The organism is Pseudophaeobacter sp., from assembly GCF_039971195.1.
Taxonomy (GTDB): domain Bacteria; phylum Pseudomonadota; class Alphaproteobacteria; order Rhodobacterales; family Rhodobacteraceae; genus Pseudophaeobacter.
Genome location: NZ_JBDWPJ010000206.1, coordinates 1 through 19,782, shown reverse-complemented (window position 1 = coordinate 19,782; position 19,782 = coordinate 1). Strand labels below are relative to the sequence as shown.

The 19,782-nt window shown below is 58.3% G+C and carries 20 protein-coding genes and 1 tRNA gene; 8 read left to right on the top strand and 13 right to left on the bottom strand.

Annotated features, from left to right (window positions below; genetic code table 11):
• Positions 1 to 4 precede the first annotated feature (4 nt).
• Both ABJP42_RS17815 and ABJP42_RS17810 read left to right on the top strand, forming a co-directional pair.
• Entirely contained in the window at positions 5 to 844 is an 840-nt protein-coding gene (locus ABJP42_RS17815; protein WP_348342773.1) for an ABC transporter permease, read from the top strand.
• 220 nt (positions 845 to 1,064) lie between these two features.
• Positions 1,065 to 2,051, top strand: coding sequence for an ABC transporter substrate-binding protein (locus tag ABJP42_RS17810; RefSeq protein ID WP_348342771.1), 987 nt, complete (start codon positions 1,065 to 1,067; stop codon positions 2,049 to 2,051).
• A gap of 108 nt (positions 2,052 to 2,159) precedes the next feature.
• Here ABJP42_RS17810 and ABJP42_RS17805 read toward each other — a convergent pair whose 3' ends face one another.
• The 8 genes from ABJP42_RS17805 to acs all read right to left on the bottom strand — a co-directional run bounded on the left by ABJP42_RS17805 (position 2,160) and on the right by acs (position 11,640).
• On the bottom strand, positions 2,160 to 2,660 hold the full coding sequence (locus ABJP42_RS17805; RefSeq protein WP_348342770.1) for a flavin reductase family protein: 501 nt from the start codon (positions 2,658 to 2,660) through the stop codon (positions 2,160 to 2,162).
• Between the two features lie 13 nt (positions 2,661 to 2,673).
• The gene (locus tag ABJP42_RS17800; RefSeq protein ID WP_348342768.1) at positions 2,674 to 4,128 is read right to left on the bottom strand and encodes a 3'-5' exonuclease; all 1,455 of its coding nucleotides are present in this window, start codon (positions 4,126 to 4,128) and stop codon (positions 2,674 to 2,676) included.
• 3 nt (positions 4,129 to 4,131) lie between these two features.
• The gene (locus tag ABJP42_RS17795) at positions 4,132 to 4,650 is read right to left on the bottom strand and encodes a hypothetical protein (RefSeq protein ID WP_348342766.1); all 519 of its coding nucleotides are present in this window, start codon (positions 4,648 to 4,650) and stop codon (positions 4,132 to 4,134) included.
• A 103-nt stretch (positions 4,651 to 4,753) separates the two neighbouring features.
• Positions 4,754 to 6,577, bottom strand: coding sequence for a putative nucleotidyltransferase substrate binding domain-containing protein (locus ABJP42_RS17790; protein WP_348342764.1), 1,824 nt, complete (start codon positions 6,575 to 6,577; stop codon positions 4,754 to 4,756).
• 135 nt (positions 6,578 to 6,712) lie between these two features.
• Complete coding sequence (locus ABJP42_RS17785; RefSeq protein WP_348342762.1) at positions 6,713 to 8,497, bottom strand: sodium:solute symporter family protein; 1,785 nt, start codon at positions 8,495 to 8,497, stop codon at positions 6,713 to 6,715.
• Positions 8,498 to 8,500: 3 nt separating this feature from the next.
• Entirely contained in the window at positions 8,501 to 8,785 is a 285-nt protein-coding gene (locus ABJP42_RS17780) for a DUF4212 domain-containing protein (protein WP_348342760.1), read from the bottom strand.
• A gap of 203 nt (positions 8,786 to 8,988) precedes the next feature.
• Entirely contained in the window at positions 8,989 to 9,672 is a 684-nt protein-coding gene (locus ABJP42_RS17775) for an adenylate kinase (RefSeq protein ID WP_348342758.1), read from the bottom strand.
• Between the two features lie 6 nt (positions 9,673 to 9,678).
• Positions 9,679 to 11,640, bottom strand: coding sequence for an acetate--CoA ligase (acs, locus tag ABJP42_RS17770; protein ID WP_348342756.1), 1,962 nt, complete (start codon positions 11,638 to 11,640; stop codon positions 9,679 to 9,681).
• 586 nt (positions 11,641 to 12,226) lie between these two features.
• On the opposite strand from acs, the gene ABJP42_RS17765 reads away from it, so the two are divergent.
• The 3 genes from ABJP42_RS17765 (at position 12,227) to ABJP42_RS17755 (ending at position 15,391) form a co-directional block, all read left to right on the top strand.
• On the top strand, positions 12,227 to 13,243 hold the full coding sequence (locus tag ABJP42_RS17765; RefSeq protein WP_348342754.1) for a C4-dicarboxylate TRAP transporter substrate-binding protein: 1,017 nt from the start codon (positions 12,227 to 12,229) through the stop codon (positions 13,241 to 13,243).
• An 85-nt stretch (positions 13,244 to 13,328) separates the two neighbouring features.
• The gene (locus tag ABJP42_RS17760) at positions 13,329 to 13,982 is read left to right on the top strand and encodes a TRAP transporter small permease subunit (protein ID WP_348342752.1); all 654 of its coding nucleotides are present in this window, start codon (positions 13,329 to 13,331) and stop codon (positions 13,980 to 13,982) included.
• A 5-nt stretch (positions 13,983 to 13,987) separates the two neighbouring features.
• Positions 13,988 to 15,391, top strand: coding sequence for a TRAP transporter large permease (locus ABJP42_RS17755; RefSeq protein ID WP_348342750.1), 1,404 nt, complete (start codon positions 13,988 to 13,990; stop codon positions 15,389 to 15,391).
• A gap of 135 nt (positions 15,392 to 15,526) precedes the next feature.
• On the opposite strand, the gene prfH is transcribed toward ABJP42_RS17755, so the two are convergent.
• From prfH to ABJP42_RS17735, 4 genes are all read right to left on the bottom strand, one after another.
• Entirely contained in the window at positions 15,527 to 16,177 is a 651-nt protein-coding gene (gene prfH / locus ABJP42_RS17750) for a peptide chain release factor H (protein WP_348342748.1), read from the bottom strand.
• Positions 16,174 to 17,304, bottom strand: a complete 1,131-nt coding sequence (locus ABJP42_RS17745) for an RNA ligase RtcB family protein (RefSeq protein WP_348342746.1) — start codon at positions 17,302 to 17,304, stop codon at positions 16,174 to 16,176. The genes prfH and ABJP42_RS17745 overlap by 4 nt, the downstream gene beginning before the upstream one ends.
• Before the next feature lie 479 nt (positions 17,305 to 17,783).
• Positions 17,784 to 17,858: transfer RNA gene (locus ABJP42_RS17740), tRNA-Asn, on the bottom strand.
• A gap of 75 nt (positions 17,859 to 17,933) precedes the next feature.
• Positions 17,934 to 18,383 (bottom strand): hypothetical protein, encoded by a 450-nt coding sequence (locus ABJP42_RS17735; RefSeq protein WP_348342744.1) that lies wholly within the window; start codon positions 18,381 to 18,383, stop codon positions 17,934 to 17,936.
• A gap of 324 nt (positions 18,384 to 18,707) precedes the next feature.
• Between ABJP42_RS17735 and ABJP42_RS17730 the strand changes: the two genes are divergently transcribed.
• Genes ABJP42_RS17730 through ABJP42_RS17720 form a run of 3 tightly spaced genes read left to right on the top strand, consistent with a single transcriptional unit; the run spans position 18,708 to position 19,545 of the window.
• Entirely contained in the window at positions 18,708 to 18,971 is a 264-nt protein-coding gene (locus ABJP42_RS17730; RefSeq protein ID WP_348342742.1) for a hypothetical protein, read from the top strand.
• Positions 18,971 to 19,303, top strand: a complete 333-nt coding sequence (locus ABJP42_RS17725; RefSeq protein WP_348342775.1) for a hypothetical protein — start codon at positions 18,971 to 18,973, stop codon at positions 19,301 to 19,303. The genes ABJP42_RS17730 and ABJP42_RS17725 overlap by 1 nt, the downstream gene beginning before the upstream one ends.
• Positions 19,249 to 19,545, top strand: a complete 297-nt coding sequence (locus ABJP42_RS17720) for a Fic family protein (RefSeq protein WP_348342740.1) — start codon at positions 19,249 to 19,251, stop codon at positions 19,543 to 19,545. The genes ABJP42_RS17725 and ABJP42_RS17720 overlap by 55 nt, the downstream gene beginning before the upstream one ends.
• Here ABJP42_RS17720 and ABJP42_RS17715 read toward each other — a convergent pair.
• Positions 19,510 to 19,782, bottom strand: a 273-nt coding sequence (locus ABJP42_RS17715) for a hypothetical protein (protein ID WP_348342738.1), incomplete at its 5' end; no start/stop codon positions are given. The two genes, ABJP42_RS17720 and ABJP42_RS17715, sit on opposite strands and share 36 nt — an antisense overlap.

Below are 19,782 nucleotides of genomic sequence, written 5' to 3'. Positions count from 1 at the left end.
GACATTGGTTTTGCTTGCGGGGTTTGTCTGGTTTCTGGGCTGGGGGATGAACTATCGCCTGGCGCATGGGGTGCAGGCAAACACACCCGCCGTCAAACTGCTGGTGCCCGTCATCTTTGGCGTCACGGTGGTTCTGGTTTGGGAGTTGATGGTACGAGGCCTTGACGTTTCCATGGTGATCCTGCCGCCACCAAGCCTGATTGCCGAGCGGTTTGCAGGCTCTTTGCCGATCCTTTGGAAGGACCTGACCCAGACCTTTTTGAAGGGCGCGCTCTCTGGCTATGTCATGGGCTGCGGTGCGGCACTGCTGATGGCGGTGGCGGTGGATCGCAGTGATTTCCTGCGCCGCGGTTTGCTGCCGGTTGGCAATTTTGTCGCCGCGCTGCCAATTGTGGGTACGGCACCAATCCTGGTGATGTGGTTCGGCTTTGACTGGCAGTCCAAGGCGGCTGTTGTGGTGGTCATGGTGTTCTTTCCTATGCTGGTGAATACCGTTGCCGGACTGCGCGAGACCTCTGCTATGCAGCGGGATCTGATGCAGACCTATGCCGCGAGCTATTGGCAAAGCTTTTTCAAGCTGCGTCTGCCTGCGGCTTTGCCTTTCATCTTCAATGGCTTGAAGATCTCAACCACCCTGGCCCTGGTGGGCGCGATTGTGGCTGAATTCTTTGGCTCGCCCACCGTCGGCATGGGTTTTCGGATCTCCACCAGCGTTGGACAACTGGCGCTGGATATGGTCTGGGCCGAGATTGTCATGGCGGCGCTTGCCGGGTCTTTGTTCTATGGGGCAATTGCACTTCTTGAGAAAAGCCTGACCTTTTGGCACCCCTCGCAACGTGGGTAAAAGAACAGTCCGCCGTGCGTGCGCAACTGCGCGGCGGATTTGCCAGAGGGGCGCTCTGGCTGGGGTCTTTGTGAGTGGGGAAAAAACAGTCACTGACCCGCAAGAAACGCTCATTTGCTGCGCGAAGAGGCAGAATGCCTAACAAAAACTTAACAAAAATATTTGATCGAAGGGTCAAATTCGCGCTAGCTTTCACCATAACCAACGGGAGAACGATCTCATGAAACACATTTTGACAGCCGCCGGTCTGGCGCTTGCCTCTGTCGGTGCAGCCCAGGCTGCCGATGACGTGAAGCTGCAGCTGAAATGGGTGACACAGGCACAGTTCGCTGGCTACTACGTGGCACTGGACAAAGGCTTTTACAGCGAAGAAGACCTGAACGTCACCATCCTGCCAGGTGGTCCGGACATTGCGCCGACCCAGGTGATTGCAGGCGGTGGCGCCGATGTCACCGTCGAGTGGATGCCTGCGGCCTTGGCAGCACGTGAAAAGGGCCTGCCTCTGGTCAATATTGCCCAGCCTTACAAAAGCTCTGGCATGCAGCTGACCTGCTGGAATGACACTGGTATTGCGGCGCCCGAAGATCTGTCCAACCGCACCTTGGGTGTTTGGTTCTTTGGCAATGAATTTCCCTTCATGAGCTGGATGAGCAAGCTGGGGATCTCCACCGAAGCCAAGGGCGAAATGGGTGTCGAAGTTTTGAAGCAGGGCTTTAACGTCGATCCGCTGCTGCAGCGTCAGGCCGATTGTATTTCGACCATGACCTATAATGAATACTGGCAGGTCATCGATTCCGGCGTTTCCGCGGATGAGTTGATAACCTTCAAATACGAAGACCAGGGCGTCGCTACACTGGAAGATGGTCTTTATGTGCTGGAAGAGAATCTGGAAGATCCGGAGTTCGTCTCCAAGATGGAGCGCTTTGTGCGTGCCTCGATGAAGGGTTGGAAATACGCCGAGGCCAATCCTGATGAGGCGGCCGAGATCATCCTTGAAAACGATGCATCCGGTGCCCAGACCGAAGTCCACCAGCAGCGTATGATGCGTGAAGTGGCCAAGCTCACTGCGGGCAGCAATGGTGCGTTGGACCCAGCGGATTATGAGCGCACAGTGCAGACCCTGCTCGAAGGGGGGTCTTCGCCGGTGATCACTGCCAAGCCTGAAGGTGCCTGGACACATATGATCACTGACGCGGCTCTGAAGTAAGCCAAAAACCGCCCCTCGCAGATCGCGGTGGGGGCAATAAGAAACCCGCTGAACCATTTGGTTTGGCGGGTTTTTCTATGGGCTGAAGAAGGCTGGCGGGCTACTGGTTCAGCTCTGCTCGAGGAAGCCGCCGTATTGACCACGTTTGAAGATCAACCCCTTGCCGGGGCGGGTGGTGACCCGGGTCACCCGGCCCAGAATGATACTGTGGTCGCCAGCGGGATGGTGGTCAAAGTGCTGGCAGTCAAAGCGGGCGATTGCGCCCGGCAGGACGGGAGTGCCGGCCTCACTCAGGCTCCAGTTGTCCGCCGTAAAGCCTTCTCCGTTCAGGGCAAAATGCTGCGCCAGATCAAACTGATCCTCGGCCAGAACATGGATCGAGAAACGCTGGGCCGCGACAAATCTGTCATGGCGCGGGGAGCCGCGATCCGGACACCAGAGCAGCAGCGGCGGATCCATCGAGACCGAGGTGAAGCTGTTGACGGTAATCGCCAGAGGGCCTTGCTCTGTCAGGGTGGTCACAACGGTAACCCCGGTGGCAAAACAGCCCAGGGCATCCCGATAGTCCCGGCTGGTTTCCGCCCCGGGAGTAAAACTGGTTTGTGGCATCGCGCGCCTCGCTTCAGGTCTTTTCGAATGCCTGCCATGTGCCGCCGTGATTGTCCACCGGGTTCAGGTCTTCCAGCAGCCGCCCGTGGCGACGGGTTTGTTCGATGACTGCGCGCAGGCTGCCAAAGCCGCGCGCCTGCAGCATCGGGATCATCTGAACCAGGGCGCAGGCGGTGGCATGGGCATCACCCAGGGCGGTATGACGCAGGGCAGGCGGGATAGTGATATCCAAGCGATCACACAGGGCGTCCAGCGTATGGGGCACCGAGTCGCCAAACAGCACCGCGCTCAGCAATACCGTATCCAGAATTGGATGGTCCCAGGCGACGCCACTGGCCTTGGCGTGGCGGCGCAAAAACGCCATGTCAAAAGGCGCGTTATGGGCGACAATCACCGCATCGGTGGCAAAAAGGTGAAACTCTGCAGCAGCCTGAGTGATCTTTGGCGCACCCTGCACCATGGCATTGCTGACCCCATGCACCAGGGTGGAGGCTTCCGGGATCGGCCGTTCCGGGTCCACCAGCGTGTCAAAGGCCTCGCCTTCAACCAGGCGGCCATTCAGCACCCGCAGAGCGCCGATTTGCACGATCTCGTCCTTATGCGGCAAAAGCCCGGTTGTCTCGGTGTCAAACACCGTAAAACACAGCTCACTGAGCGGCCGGTCGCCAATCTCCTGCAGCGGCTGATCCAACAGATCAAAATCATAGACCAGAGGGCGTTCAGTCTCTGGCGTCATAGCGGTAGTGGCTGCGTCAAAGATCAGGATATAGCCTTCCCCCTGGCCCAAGGGTTTGAGCCGCAGGGTATAGGTTTGGTTCATGTCCCGCCCGGGAACCTCTGCCTGAACCTCCTTGCCGATCTTGATCATCTGGCCATGAGCGGCTTCTAGCGCTGTTCTATGGAGGTAATCTGTGATCCGGGCATTGAGCCGCGGATGGGCGATCTGCGCCAGAACCGCCGCCGCCTGCGCATCATAAAGCACAATGCGATGGTCCGGTCCCAGCATCACGGTTGCCACCGGGATCTCGCTCAACAGGGCAGTCAACCGCTGCTTTTCGCCTTCCAGGCGGGCGGTTTGTTCTGCAATGCCTTTGGCGCTGGCCAAGGTGGTTTCACCCAGTTGTCCAGCCAGGCCAGCGGCAGCCGGAGCCAGGTCGCCCAGGTACCGCGCGGTTTTTGCATCAATGCCACGCGATACCCCGCCATGGGCGCGCAGCCGCATTTCCGAGGCCAGCACCTCGATTGGTTTGGCGACATTCTCGTCAAACATCAGCCAGATCCCGGCACAAAGCCCGAGAATGGCAAAAGCACCCAACAGCCCAGCAAAAAGAAAGGGATCCAGCAGCGCCGGATCATCTGCGCGCTGATAGCTCAGCCAAAGGCTGCCAAAACTAACCGCGATGGCGCCAAAGCCCAAGAGGCAAAAGAACAGAAAAATCCGCAGGCGCAGGCTCAGATGGGTCAACATGGGTCATCCTCCGCAGGTGGTTGTCAAAACAGAGTCTTCTGGCGGCGGCGAGACCCAGTTTACCCCAGAAATCCCGCCGTCTTCCGCAAACGTGGTCTCGGCTTCAACTGCAGCCCGACGCCAGGTGGCGCAATCCGCCACGGTGCTGAGCTGGCTGATCGGGGCCCAGCGACCAAAAAAGAAAACCTCGGCCAGAAATATCTCTGGCTTGTCAGGATGGCTGCGCAGGGTGGCACGGTCTACTGCGACAAACCGCTCCGTCAAAGGGACCACATAGGTCCAGGGCCGGTAAAAACTCTGGGTTTCCACGGTTTCGGCCACCACCAGCCCCTCGGGCAAGCCTGCCAAGGTACGGCTGTACCAGCCATATTCCGAAGAGACAGTCACCCCGATCATAGCCAGCCCCGCCGCCACCGGAGCCAACCAGCGCGGCAAGCGGCCACCGGTGGCGCTGTTGACCAGCATCATCACACCCGCAACCGCGATACCGGCAAAAATCACTGCGATCAGTTCCAGAAACATCCCATTTCCTCACATTTGCCCGCCCGGTTGCCCCAGCAGGCCCATATCATCTTTCCAAAAAATATTCCCGCCGGAGGCTCCCAGCTGTCCTCCAGCTACAGCCCTATCCCAACATGCCCTTACCGTGCCCCAGCGCTGATTGCATGGTTTTTACCACAACAAAGGCATCGCGGAGATGACTTCGCTCAAAGTCGGACAAATCAGAGGGCGCCAAATAGTTGTCCGGTGCCTGGCCCTGACGAACCAGATCCGCCTGATGTTCCAGCCGGGTCTGGGCAATCAGATCATAGGCATCCAAAAGATCGCGCGCGCCACTGGGGCTGATCGCGCCGGCGCTCGCGCCGGCCTCTAGCCGGGCGCGGGTATTGACCGCCGGGATCTTCGCCTGCAGCGCATAGATCCGTCCCAGATCGGTCACCGGAACCACGCCATTGTGTTTCATGTCCAGGGTGTTGCGATGCTCGCCTGATCGGATGGTGGCAAAGCCCCGCAGCAATCCCAGGGGCGGCGTGTGTTTCAACGCGTTGGAGGTCATATGAGCCACAAAGATCGAATTGGCACAGGCAGAGGCCAGCACCTGGGCTTGCAAGCCTTCAAAGAGGGAAGCATCACCTCCTATGGGGCGCAGGTCAAACATCACCGAGGCCAGCATCTGCGCCTCGGGACCGGGTTTGGTGATCCAGCCGCCAAAATAGTCGCGCCAGACCGGCAGAGGCTGCCGCCAGCGGGCATTGGTCGCCATCATATCGCCGGGGCAATAGACATAGCCGCAGGTGTTCAGCCCGTCACAGACAAACCTGGCCAGGGCGGCAAAATAAGCGTCTTGTTCCGGCAGGGCCTCTTCTGACAGAATCAGGCAATTGTCCTGATCGGAAACGCCGGTCTGTTCCTGGCGGCCCTGACTGCCACAGGCGAGCCAGAGATAGGGCACCGGTGCCGGCCCCAGGGTTTCCTCCGCCAGTTTCAGCAAGCGGCGCGTGACGGTATCCGCGATATCGGTGATCAGCCGGGTGACCACCTCGTGGCGGTTGCCACCCGCCACCAGCTGCACCAGCAGGCGAGGAGTTTCGGCCGCAACCTTGGCCATTTCCGCAGCACTCTTGGCGCGGGCAATGCTGGAAACCAGCTCGGCCGAAGAGACCGCCTGAAACCGGGTGAGATCGGTCTGGGTAATGATGCCCTTGAGCTGGCCATTCTGCACCACCGGGATATGGCCGATATGATGTTCCATCATCGCGTGCAGCACGTCAGACCCAATCGCCGACGGGGGCAGGGTGCGGGGCGATTTGGTCATGATCTGCGACACCGGGGTGGAAAAAGGCAGCCCCTCGGCCAGCAGTTTTTCCGTCAGATCACGGGTGGTCAGGATGCCAAGCAAGCTGTCGCCATCGCTGATGCAGATACAGGAGATACGATGCTCGCGCATCAGCTGCGCCGCGCCCTGACAGGTAAGCCCCGGGGAGCAGGTTACAGGGGGTGCCGCCATAAAGCTTTCGGCGCGGGTGGTGGTGAGCCCGTTCTGGACCGGAGCCTCGGGGCGTCGACGGTCAAAGAAGCGGGAGACGGAGGGTTCGGATTGCATCAGGGTGTCAAAATCGGAGCGCGGCAGCAGCAGCAACACGGTCTCGGTTGTGGCCTTGGCCGAGGTGACAGCCCGGCCACCGCGGGTCAGCCCCCGTTCGCCAAAGGAATTGCGCGGCCCCAGAATGGAGATCGCCATTCCGTTGTCATCAACAACTTCAACCTCGCCGTGATGCACCAGATAGAGGCCGGCCAGATCTTCGCCCAGCTCATAAACGGCAGCACCGGGGGGAATCGACAGCAGCTGAAATTTTGGAGCCAGATCGCGCAACACGCTTTGCTCCAGACTGTCATAGGGATGAACAGAGGAGAGGAAACGGATCAGGTCGGTTTCGGAAATTGGCATCAAAGCACCTGTTTCAAGAGGCAAATCGGGAGAATGAGGCTGCCCGCCCAGGCAAGAACCCGGGCGGGCAGGAGGATAAAAAAGGACGGACCTTAAGGGGGTTAGCCCTGAGGGAGAGGCCCGTCCAGTGGGGGATTAGTGATCCTGAGCCGCGCCAGCGCCACGTGGAATACGCACGCTTTCGACCAGATCCTTGATCTCCTGTGGGGTCTCCTTGGTCATGCCGGCCACAATATAGGCGACAGCAAAGTTGACCGCCGCACCAATGGCACCAAAGGAGGTCGATTTGATGGTGCCCAGCAGTGGATCCGCATCGGTAAAGGAGTTGGTGCCCGGAATGAACAGCCAGCCTTTGTGCAGGAAGATGTAGATCAGGGTGACACCCAGACCCGCCAGCATCCCTGCCACGGCACCGGTGTTATTGATCTTCTTGGAGAAGATCCCCATCATCAGCGCCGGGAAGATTGAGGCTGCCGCCAGACCAAAGGCCAGCGCCACAGTCTGCGCCGCAAAGCCGGGAGGGTTGAGGCCAAGATAGGTCGCAACCGCAATGGCCACAGCCATGGCAATCCGCGCCGACAAAAGCTCACCTTTTTCTGAAATCTGCGGGTTGATCGACCCCTTGATCAGGTCATGCGATACCGCCGAAGAGATCGCCAGCAACAGACCAGCCGCCGTGGACAGCGCCGCTGCCAGACCACCAGCTGCCACCAGGCCAATCACCCAACCGGGCAGGTTGGCGATTTCTGGGTTGGCCAGAACCAGGATGTCGCGGTTGAACTTGGTCAGCTCATTGCCTTCCCAGCCCTTTTCAGCCGCTTTGGCCTGCATATCCTCGTTCTTGTCGTTGTAATACTGAATATGGCCGTCGCCATTCTTGTCTTCCCAGGCCAGAAGTCCGGTTTTTTCCCAGGTGGCCATCCAGTCATAGCGGGCATCGTTTTCGATCTGCTCAACAGAAACTGCTTCGCCGTTGGTTCCATTTGGCCACATCATATCGGTGATGTTCAGACGCGCCATGGCACCAACCGCAGGGGCGGTGAGATACAGAAGTGCAATGAACACCAGCGCCCAACCCGCCGACCAACGTGCATCAGCAACGCGTGGAACGGTGAAGAAACGCATGATGACGTGGGGCAGACCGGCAGTACCGATCATCAGCGACAAGGTGAAGAGCACCATGTTGAGGGTATCGGCGTGATGGGCAGTGTATTCCTTGAAGCCAAGCTCGGCGACAATGGCGTCCAGTTTTTGCAGCAGTGGCTCACCCGAGGCGACGTGATCGCCAAACAGACCCAAGGCAGGGATCGGATTGCCAGTGAGCTGCAACGAGATGAAGATGGCCGGAATGGTATAGGCCATGATCAGAACAACATACTGGGCAACCTGCGTATAAGTCACACCCTTCATGCCGCCAAACACAGCATAGGCAAAAACCACACAGGCACCGATCAGCAGACCGGCGGTGTTGGAGACTTCGAGGAAGCGGCCAAAGGCCACGCCCACGCCGGTCATCTGACCGATCACATAGGTGGTGGAAGCCACGATCAGACAGATCACCGCCACGATACGCGCGGTGGGGCTGTAGAAACGATCACCGATGAATTCGGATACGGTGTATTTTCCAAACTTGCGCAGGTAAGGCGCCAACAGAAGGGCAAGCAGCACGTAGCCGCCGGTCCAGCCCATCAGGAAGGACGAGTTGTCATAGCCGGTAAAGGCAATGAGACCCGCCATCGAGATGAAGGAGGCCGCCGACATCCAGTCTGCCGCCGTGGCCATACCGTTGGTGACGGGGTGAATACCGCGGCCGGCGGCGTAGAATTCCGATGTGGAACCGGCGCGGGCCCAGATCGCGATGCCGATATAGAGCGCAAAAGACGCGCCCACAAACAGCAGGTTGATGGTAAACTGATCCATTGTCTACTCCTCCTCGACGCCGAATTCGCGGTCCAGCTTGTTCATCCGGAAGGCGTAGAAAAAGATCAGCCCCAGAAAGACCAGGATCGATCCCTGCTGGGCAAACCAAAAGCCCAGATCGGTGCCGCCAACCGCGATACCCGAAAGCATCGGACGCAGCAGAATGCCAAAGCCAAAGGACACGACAGCCCAGATCACCAGGCTGACAAGAATGATCCGCACATTGGCCTGCCAATAGCCCTTATCGGCCTCGGCTGACTGTGCAGCGTTTGTTTTTTGATCCGCCATCGCGGCTTCTCCTTCTTCCTCCAGGACCTGATTGGGGGGTCAATCAGGCAGATGCTCGGCTTTGTTCGGGGGCTGCGCAGTTGCAGTGACCCGGACATAGCTCCGCCTGGTTCCTGACCAGAGGTCAAAAACGAAAGCGGGGTGTTTCCGTGTATTTGCTGGGGCCCGGCTGAGCAGGCGGGGCCCCTGGAAATTCCTGAGCCCTAGGCGGTGATCTCGGAGACGATAGCGGCAAGCCCGCCTGAAATCGCCTTGATCTCTCCCATGGCATCAATCTTTTTCAGCGCGCCTTTGCTGCTGTAGTAAGCAATCAATGGGGCGGTCTGTTCGTGATAGGCGGCCAGACGGCTGGCCACGGTTTCGGCATTGTCATCGGCGCGGCGGGTCATGTTTGTGCTGCCGCATTTGTCACAGGTGCCAGCCAGGGCGGGCTGTTTGAAGCTGTCGTGGTAACCTTCACCGCAGCCGCCGCAGGTGTAGCGACCGGCCACGCGGGTGACCATTTCGCTGTCATCCACTTCCAGGCTGATGGCGGCGTCGATCTTTTGACCGGTCTCCGCCAGCAAAACATCCAGCGCTTCGGCCTGCACTGTGGTGCGGGGGAAACCATCCAGGATGACCCCCTTGGCACAGTCGGGCTCTGCCAGACGGTCGCGCAGGATATTGATGACGATCTCATCCGAGACCAGACCACCAGCTTCCATCACGGCCTTGGCGGCCTTGCCGGCCGCGGTGCCCGCAGCAACGGCGGCGCGCAGCAGATCCCCGGTCGAGAGCTGGACCAGGCCAAACTTCTCTTCCAGAACACGGGCCTGGGTGCCCTTCCCGGCGCCGGGTGGGCCGAGAAGGATCAAAACTGCGGGGCGGGTCATTACATCACTTGTCATGCGCGCTTACCCCTTGTCTGCCCGGTTGGCGATCAGATCATCCACAACGGAAGGATCCGCCAGGGTTGACGTATCGCCCAGGGAGCCAAAGTCGTTTTCGGCAATCTTGCGCAGAATGCGGCGCATGATCTTGCCCGAGCGGGTCTTGGGCAGGCCGGGGGACCATTGGATCACATCCGGGGTGGCAATGGGGCCGATCTCGGTCCGTACCCAGGTGCGCAGCTCTTTCAGCAGCTCATCCGACGGCTCGCGGTCATTCATCAGGGTGACATAGCAATAGATGCCTTGGCCCTTGATGTCATGCGGGTAGCCTACCACGGCGGCCTCGGCGACGGCAGCATGCGCGACTAGGGCGCTTTCGACCTCGGCGGTGCCCATCCGGTGGCCGGAGACATTGATCACGTCATCGACGCGGCCAGTGATCCAATAGTCACCGTCTTCATCGCGGCGGCAGCCGTCGCCAGTGAAGTAGTAGCCTTTGTAATCGGAGAAATAGGTCTGCTGGAAGCGCTCGTGGTCACCCCAGACGGTGCGCATCTGGCCGGGCCAGCTGTCCTTGATGCAAAGCACGCCCTCAACCCCGTTGCCGGTGATCTCTTCGCCGGATTGTGGATCCAGAACAACGGGTTCAATGCCAAAGAAGGGCTTCATCGCCGAGCCGGGTTTGGTGGCATGGGCGCCGGGCAGGGGGGTCATCAGATGGCCGCCGGTCTCGGTCTGCCACCAGGTGTCAACGATGGGGCAACGGCCGCCCCCGACAACATCGCTGTACCAGTTCCAGGCTTCAGGGTTGATCGGCTCCCCCACGGTGCCCAGCAGGCGCAGCGAGGACAGATCGCATTTCTCGACCCATTCATTGCCCTGACCCATGAGGGCGCGCAGCGCGGTGGGGGCGGTATAGAACTGATTTACCTTGTGCTTTTCACAAACCTGCCAGAACCGGCTGGCATCGGGGTAGGTCGGCACGCCTTCAAACATCAGCGTGGTGGCGCCATTGGCCAGCGGGCCATAGACAATATAGCTGTGGCCAGTGACCCAGCCTACATCCGCCGTACACCAGTAGATATCGCCATCGTGGTAGTCAAAGGTGATCTCGTGGGTCATCGCCGCATAGGCGAGATAGCCGCCGGAAGTATGCACAACGCCCTTTGGCTGACCGGTAGAGCCAGATGTATAAAGCACAAAGAGCGGATCTTCGGCGTTCATCTCGGCGGGTTTGCAGTAGTCATTCGCCTCCAGCGCCATCTCGTTGTAGTCGTAGTCGCGCCCGTCAATCCAGGTGGTCTGGCCACCGGTGCGCTTGACCACCAGACATTTCACTGTGTCCTTGCAGTGCAGCAGGGCGGCATCGGCGTTGGATTTCAGCGGTGTCTTGCGGCCGCCGCGCGGGGCCTCGTCGGCGGTGATCACCACCTTGGCATCCGATCCATTAACCCGCGCCGACAGGGCATCGGGGCTGAAACCGGCAAACACGATGGAGTGAATGGCACCGATACGGGCACAGGCCAGCATCGCATAGGCGGCTTCGGGGATCATCGGCAGATAGATCACAACCCGGTCGCCTTTGCGCACCCCCATGGTTTCCAGGATATTGGCCATACGGCAGGTGCGGCGATGCAGTTCTTTGTAGGTGATGTTCTGCGCGGCCTCGTTTGGATCATCTGGTTCGAAGATGATCGCGGTCTGATCGCCACGAGTCTCTAGGTGGCGGTCAATGCAATTGGCCGAGACATTCAAGGTGCCGTCAGAGAACCAGTTGATCGAGACTTCGCCAAAGTTGTAGTTCACATCCTTCACCGTGGTAAAGGGCTTGATCCAGTCGATGCGCTTGCCGTGCTCTCCCCAGAAGGTCTCCGGATCTTTTAGCGAGGCGGCATACATCTCCTCATATTTGGCGTTGTCGACGTGGGCACGGGCAACGGTTTCCGCGGATGGCGCGTGGGCCTGACCTTCGGGCTGCTGTGTCATGCTATTCTCCTCCCTATAATACGTCGGTTCGACGCCACAGCTGCGAGGCGTGACTGTCAAACCGTTTCCTTCCCTACCGCTGATCATAGGGTGAGTGGAAAATAAGTGAATAAGATACGGTAAAATAACGATTTGCCTGTAAATGAATTTCCCTGGATCTGTCAAATTTGAAAATTTGTTACCAATCTGTAAACAAAAACCTTTGAAAGTATGTGGATTAGGAGTCAACGAACCCAAGGGGTCAATTTTGTAAACTGGTCTCAAATCCGAGTGCCAAATGGGAAAAAGCCTTCTGAGGTCTAGTTTTCACCTGCGGCATTTTGTGCCTGCCAGGTGTGTTTGCGGTAAAATGAAGGCCGTTTCGCGCAACTATCTTGCGCCCAGAAAAGTGGCAGTGAACGGATTTTAGGCACCGGGCCCTTGGCGCTCTGCGGAACTTTGATCCAAAGGGGAAAACTGGCCATTTCCTTTCTGCTCTGGGCTTGGCAGCTGGATGTGTTGCCGTTAGCCTACGCCCAAGCGCCTGCCGGTCTGTCGCCCTCTGGGCCAGGTGGAGGAGGACAGGCGCAACAAGGGAGAAGAATGTATGAAGACGATTTTGACTGCCGCTGTGACGGCTGCCGCTGGTTTTGCGCTTGTAGGTGAGGCCGCTGCGACGGAATGGAATGTTTCGGTCTGGGGCAAGCGCCGCGCCTTTACCGAGCACGTGGAGAAACTGGCTGAACTGGTCAGCGCCAAGACCAATGGCGAATTCACCCTGAACATCAGCTATGGTGGTCTGTCCAAAAACAAAGAGAACCTCGATGGGATCTCCATCGGTGCCTTTGAAATGGCTCAGTTCTGTGCCGGCTATCACCGCGACAAAAACCCTTCTATCACCGTGCTGGAACTGCCCTTCCTTGGCGTGAACACGCTGGAAGAAGAAGTGGCCGTCAGCCATGCGGTCTATGGCCACGAAGCGGCACAAAAGGATCTGGCGCGCTGGAATGCCAAGCTGCTGATGACCTCGCCCATGCCGCAGTACAACATTGTTGGCACCGGTGAGCCCCGCGATGCGGTTGCCGAGTTCAAAGACATGCGGGTCCGTGCCACTGGTGGGATTGGCAAGGCCTTTTCGGCTGTGGGCGCTGTGCCAACATCCGTGACCGCGACCGAGGCCTATAACGCCATGGAAAGCGGCGTTGTGGACACGGTTGCCTTTGCGCAGCACGCGCATCTGGCCTTTGGCACCATCAACCGCGCTGAGTGGTGGACCGCCAACCTGAACCCCGGCACTGTGAACTGCCCGGTTGTGGTCAACACAGACGCCTATGACGCGCTGAGCGATTCCGAGCGCGCGGCGCTGGACAGCTCGGTGGATGAGGCCATTGATCACTACCTGGCCAACTACGGCGCGCTGCTCGACAAATGGGACAGCGTGTTGGAAGAAAAAGGCGTGACCAAGGTCATGCTGCCCGAGGCCGAACTGGCGGCCTTCCGCGCCACGGCCGCAGACCCGATCCGCGAGCAGTGGATCAAGGACATGGAGGCGCAGGGCATTCCTGGCCAGGAGCTTTATGACCTGGTGATGAAGACCCTCAACGACACCCGCGCAGGCAACTAAGCCGCGCGCCTGACGGATCGGGGCCGAGAGTTCACTCTCGGCCCCGTTTCTTATTCCCGGAACTCTGTAACGAAAGGTGGGCCCCATGGCGGGAAACGCCGCGGTGCTGGAAGATGGCAGCCTGATCAGCCGTCTTGACCGCAAATTGCTTAAGCTGGAGCAGGTCCTTGCCCTGCTCAGTGGTCTGGCAGTCTTCTCTCTCATGCTGCTGGCGGTTGTCTCGGTCGGTGGTCGCAACACGATGAATGCGCCCTTGCCTGGCTATGTCGATTGGATCGAGCAGGCGATGCCGCTGATTGCCTTTATGGGGATCGCCTATGTGCAGCGCGATGGCAGCCATATTCGCATGGATATCGTCCTCGGCTCGCTACGGGGTCGCGCTCTGTGGCTGTTCGAGCTGATCTCGGTGTTGCTCATCCTTGTGCTGATGCTGGCACTGGTCTGGGGCAGCTGGTCGCATTTTACCCGATCCTTTGATTTTGCGGCCCCGCTGTGGAGCCGCGACAGTTCCATCGACATTGGGTTGCCGATCTGGCCCGCCAAATTGCTGGCTCCGGTGGCTTTTTCGGTGCTCTGCCTGCGTTTGATGCTGCAGGCCTGGGGCTATGGCCGGGCAATGGTACTGGGGCTACAGGCGCCGGTTGCGGTGCCCTTGATCCAGGATGCGGCGGAACAGGCCGCAGCCGAAGCAGAACAATTGAGCGGTCACGATGATGACGCCATAAACGGGCAGGGGTAACGGGCATGGAACCAATTGATATTGGCCTTTGGGTCACTGGCTTTATGCTGGTTTTGGTTGTTGTCGGTATGCGGGTAGCCTTTGCCGCTGGCCTTGCCGGTCTGGTCGGGCTTATCTGGATCTTCTGGGCCAAATTCGGCTACAGCCCTGATAAATTTGGCAAGGCCGTCACCGTCTCGGTCAAAATCGCCGGGCAGGTACCGCATTCCAAGGTCTCCTCTCAAGCGCTGAGCCTGATCCCTACCTTCATTCTGATCGGCTACCTTGCCTATTACGCGGGCCTCACCCGCGCCCTGTTTGAAGCCGCCAAGCGCTGGATCGCCTGGGTGCCGGGCGGGCTTGCGGTTTCGACCGTTTTTGCCACGGCAGGCTTTGCAGCTGTCTCCGGTGCTTCGGTGGCGACCTCGGCCGTTTTTGCCCGGATCGCCATTCCCGAGATGCTGGAGATTGGCTACAATAAACGCTTTGCCGCCGGTGTGGTTGCAGCGGCGGGTACGCTCGCCTCGCTGATCCCGCCATCGGCCATTCTGGTGATCTATGCGATCATTGTGGAACAGGATGTGGGCAAGCTGTTGTTGGCGGGCTTCATTCCCGGCGCCTTTAGCGCCGTGGTCTATGTGCTTTTGATCATCGGTATTGCCGTGGTGTTCAAAAACGTCGGCCCACCGGTGCGCGGCTTCACCTGGCGCCAGCGCTTTGAATCGCTGCCCGGCGCCCTGCCGATCATCTTTGTCGTCGTGATCATCATCTGCTTTGTCTACAACCCCTTTGGTGGCGATGCCTGGGGCACCCCGACCGAGGGCGGTGCGCTGGGGGCCTTTGTGGTCTTTTGCATGGCACTGTGGCGCGGCATGCGCTGGGGCGAGTTCAAATCCGCACTTTTGGAGACAGCCAAGCTCACGGTGATGATTTTCACCATCATCTGGGGCGTGCTGATCTATGTGCGGTTCCTGGGCTTTGCCGATCTGCCGGGGGCCTTCTCCGATTGGATCACCAGTCTCGAGATGTCGCCCATGGTGATCCTGGTCTGTATCCTGCTGGCCTATGCTGTTTTGGGGATGTTCATGGATGCCATTGGCATGCTGTTGTTGACCCTGCCAGTGGTCTATCCGGCCGTCATGGCGCTGAATGGCGGTGAAGCGGTTGCTGCGGCGGACAGTGCCTTTGGCATGTCGGGGCCAATGTGTGCGATCTGGTTTGGTATCCTGGTGGTCAAGATGGCCGAGTTCTGCCTGATCACCCCGCCGATTGGCCTCAACTGCTTTGTTGTGGCGGGCGTGCGCGATGATCTGAGTGTGCAGGATGTGTTCCGTGGCGTGATGCCTTTCTTCATTGCCGATGGGGTCACAATTGCCCTGCTGGTGGCCTTCCCGGCCATTGTTCTCTACTTGCCAAGCCTGGCGCTTTAGTCAGGAACAGCCTTGGCTTGCAGTGACAACACAAGAGAGGCGGAGGGGATATCCCCCTCCGCCTCTCTCTTTTGAAGGATCTCGTTTTGCAATGCGGGGCCAAGGCCCGAACAGGACCTACTTTCCGTTCGGGCGTTACCTGGACCGCGCCTTTAGGTCCTCCTTGAAGCGGGCCCCATCAAAGACCCGCAGTGGATTGCCACGTTCCAAGGCGCGGTGCAGCCCATTCTGCTGGCTCCTTTGCGCCTCCTGATCCGCCAAGGTCTGCGCATCCGACAGGCTTTGAAGCCGGGCCAGGGCCAGGGCCTTGTTGCGATGCTGGGATCTCGCCTCGCGGACAACCACCGTGAGGCCAGTTGGGCTGTGCGTGGCCCGCACGGCGCTGTCGGTGGTGTTCTGGTGTTGCCCGCCGGGGCCACCAGCCCGTAGGGTCGAGAAGGCGACTTCGTCCTGTCGAATAGGACCAGCAGTTGAGCGGATCTGTGCTAAGGCAAAGACCCCAACGAACCAGTTGCAGCGTTTGTGATGTCGACGCAGCTGGCTTTGCATTCGCCACTGGATCGTGCCGATCCAGGACTTGGCAAAAACCATATGCGCCGCACCATGAACCAGAACTACCGAAGATTTTGGGCCCTGTTGCCCTTCACTGCGGTGTATGGACAGATCAAGACCGCAGTGATCGGCCTCCTGCTGCATGCAGTGAAGGATATGTCCCACAGCTTGGTTGCACTCCGCAGGACCTTCGCCTGCGGTAACCAGCAAGGCGACATGTGTTTCGCTTGTCATCGCAGGGCCTCCTTGCGGGTCTTCTTGAAGGTCAACAAGGGGTTCAACGTTGCAATGCGCTCTGCCACACTCTTGGCCTCGAGATCTGACACCACGTTTTTTGCCGATTTATAGGCCTGTGGTGCCTCCTCGATGAGCAGATCCCGGTCTTCGCAGATTACGTGGCCGCCAAAGGGCGTTCGTTGCATGGCTGTCAGGTCAGACCGTTTGCCGCTGACACGCCCATGCATGGAAGAGCGATCATATCGGCGTCCTGCGCCATGGGCGAGGGAGGTCAAGGCCGCATCGGGGGTGCAAGGCCGCACGAGATAGCTCGAGGTCGCTCTGGACCCCGCGACGGGCACCAGATCTGCTGCTACAGCGGCGCCTTTGCGATGCAGCCAACCATTGGGTGTTGCGGTCAAAACGTTGTGCGGCACATCTGTAATCAGCCGAAGATCAGCCCTCAGGGCTTCTGCCGCCCGTTCTGCGATGATCTGCCGGTTGAGGCTGGCCCAGCGAACGGCCTTGTCGTGATCCGACAGGTAGTTCTTGGCTTCAAGGCTGTCTGGCCTCAGGCCGCAAAAGGCCGCAGATGGTAAGGCTCTCAAGCTGGCCTCCCCCAGTCCCCGCGATCCGGAATGGATCAGCAGATAGGTCAGCTGAGGATCCAGATCGCAAGGCACCAGTGGGTCAACCAGGCTTTGAACCTCGCAAAAATGGTTGCCGCCGCCGATTGTGCCCAAGGCGCTTGCAAAGAGATCCGTGGGAAGCCCTGCGTCGTCCAGTTGCTCGCTTCGTGGTGAATTGGTCGGTTCGCCCAGAACTCTCATTCGGCGGACGGCCTTTTCCAGTTTGAGCTTTCTCAGGGGTAGGTCGAGTTGAAACAAGGACATACCGCAGCCAATATCGTTGCCGATTAACTGCGGAAAAACACGATCTGCCAGTACTGCACAGCCCACAGGGCCATATTTTCCCGGATGCAAGTCGGGAAAAGCCGCGATCTGAGTGACACCAGCCCAGGTGGCAAGGTCTTTGAGTTGATCCTCCGCACGGCCATCGATCCAAGCGTCGGGAGAATAGAATTTTGTGATGGCAGCGCCTGCCTGCGATGCAGACAAACGGCCATCCATATCAGGATTGCCCATGTAAAAATGGTCCCATGTTCGTAAATTTTGGATAGGCCAATTGGCCAAAGAGATCACAGTAAGTCGGTTTGCGAACTTAGGCTGTGATGCGCCCTGAAGGGGATGTTGTGATGCTGATCATATGGTACCCTCCTGTTTGACGTTACGACTGGGACATCTGCGTCCGGTATCGCGCTTTTTAAGCGCAGGCCGCCTTTCCCGTAAAGCGAGATATTTTGAGGCTGGCTCGACTGTGTCCGTTTAGCATCGTCGCCTACCCCCAAGTTTAGCAACTCCCCTAATGCCTCGGGCGCTACCTCTGAGTCTTAAAGTGGGGAAGCTCGGATTGGCAATCTGCTACAAGGAAAGGTCTCTGTTGGAGAAGAGCAGTAGGCCAGGCGATGAAGCAATCCTGCTGACCACTAAGGAGCGGGTTTAAACCTCTGCAGTTCTCCTGAAGTCAAAAAAGCCACCAAGCTGATGAGCTTGGTGGCTTTTTATGGCTCCGGCGGTAGGGATCGAACCTACGACCAATTGATTAACAGTCAACTGCTCTACCGCTGAGCTACGCCGGAACGGTCCGAGCGATATAGCGAGCACAATTGGAGAGGTCCAGAGGGAAACGCGCATAGAATCTAAAAAATATCTCATCACTTCAGGGTCTGGAATTGGGCGGTCTCACAAAGCCGTCCCAATGGCGCGACTTTGCCTCGGCCTGCCAGATCCACCAGATGGGCAAAGACATTGTGCTCAGCCGCTGGCAAAAGCGCCTCAGGGGTTTCTGTATAGATCGTCCGGGCCAGTTCTGCGGGGCTGGCTGGGGCTTGGTTGAGATTGGACAGGATGTCAGTTTCGCGGCTGTTGCGATGGGTGATCAGCCAATCCAGTCGCTGTTGTGGCTCGCCGAAACCTGCGGTGGGCGCTGTTGAAGGACACAGGTTTGTGCGAAATTTCCCTGTTGGTGATGATTTTGTGTGCTGGGTGAAGGAAATGTACGGATCCAGATTTCCAGCCTCGCGGTGACCAAATGTGCAAAGATCCTTACTCAGTGAAGGAATAGTACGTAGGGTGATTATTTTGTACGGTTTTGGTGATAGCATTGTGCGAAATGCGGATTGAAGTGAGGTGGTTGTACGGTGATAATCCACTTTCATGGTCGAAGATTACCAGAACCAGGTAACCCGGCCGGCTATGCTTGGGTCGTCGACACCTACAAGCTTCAAATCCCCATGCCTCCGCTTCTGATGGCCATTGCTGACCGGCACAGCCCGGTTTCCACTGAAGACTGGATCATGCTGCGATCACGCCAACAGCCCGATGACAACCTGATCAATCATCTTCAACTAGCGTTCCGGTAGGAAGGCATCAATCCAAGTGTCCTGGACCGCCTTTTTCAGGTTGTCCCTGCAAAAGAGATCACCGAGATGGTCCAGCACCATGTAACCGGCACGTTTTCCCGGCGCCTGTGGTTCATCTATGAATGGATGACAGGTTCACAGCTGGATCCACCTGATCTTGGCAAGGTCAAGTATGTCAGTATTCATGATGAGGAACTGCATTATACCGGCTTCATTGCAGAGAATTCTCCGCGTCACAAAATCAATGCAACCTGCCCGGTACACCTGATTTCTGTCCGATCGTCCGGAGGATACCTGAACTGTTTCAGCTGCTTGAAGTTAGAAAACTGATGGATGAAGCTAAAGCTGCGGCTGGCAGGGTTCCTGAAGACCTGATGCGCCGGGCTGCGGCATTCATGCTCCTGGATGACAGCAAGGCATCATTTGCCATTGAGAACGAAAAACCAACCCCCGCCCAGGGGGGCCGATGGGGACAGGCTATCGGAGAAGCCGGGCAGCATGATCTATTTGTCGACGAACTTAACCGCCTCCAGCAGATCGTGATCGGAGACGCCAGGTTTGTACGGCTTGGCATCAGGAAGGCAGCGGGGGCCGTGATCGCAACAAGATGGAGCCAATCCCATCGCACATCAGCGCACGATGGGAAGACCTCGACAGCCTGATGAAAGGTCTGATCGATTGCGATGAGATATCCTTTGAGCGGCATCAGCATCCAATCCTGACGGCGGCGGTGCTGGCATTTGGTTTCGTCTTCATTCCCCCCTATGTCGACGGAAATGGCAGACTGCACAGGTACCTGTTCCATCACGTGTTGGCCCGCGCCGGCTTCAATCCTCCTGGGGTCGTGTTCCCTATCAGTGCGGTGATCCTAAAGAATATAGAGGCGTTCAACCGGGTTCTGTGAGCCTATTCTGGTCCGCTTTTCCCATTCATTGATTGGATTGCTGATCCGAAAGGAAACGTAGAAATTATCGGGGAGACGGCGCATCACTACCGGTACTTCGATGCAATGGAACAGGCCACCTTCTTGGCGCGTTGTGTCCAAACGACGATTGATGAAGACCTGCCACGGGACGTTGGTTTCTTCGAAGGATATGACCGGTTCGCCACAGGGCTTGCTCGCATTGTCGACATGCCCAAC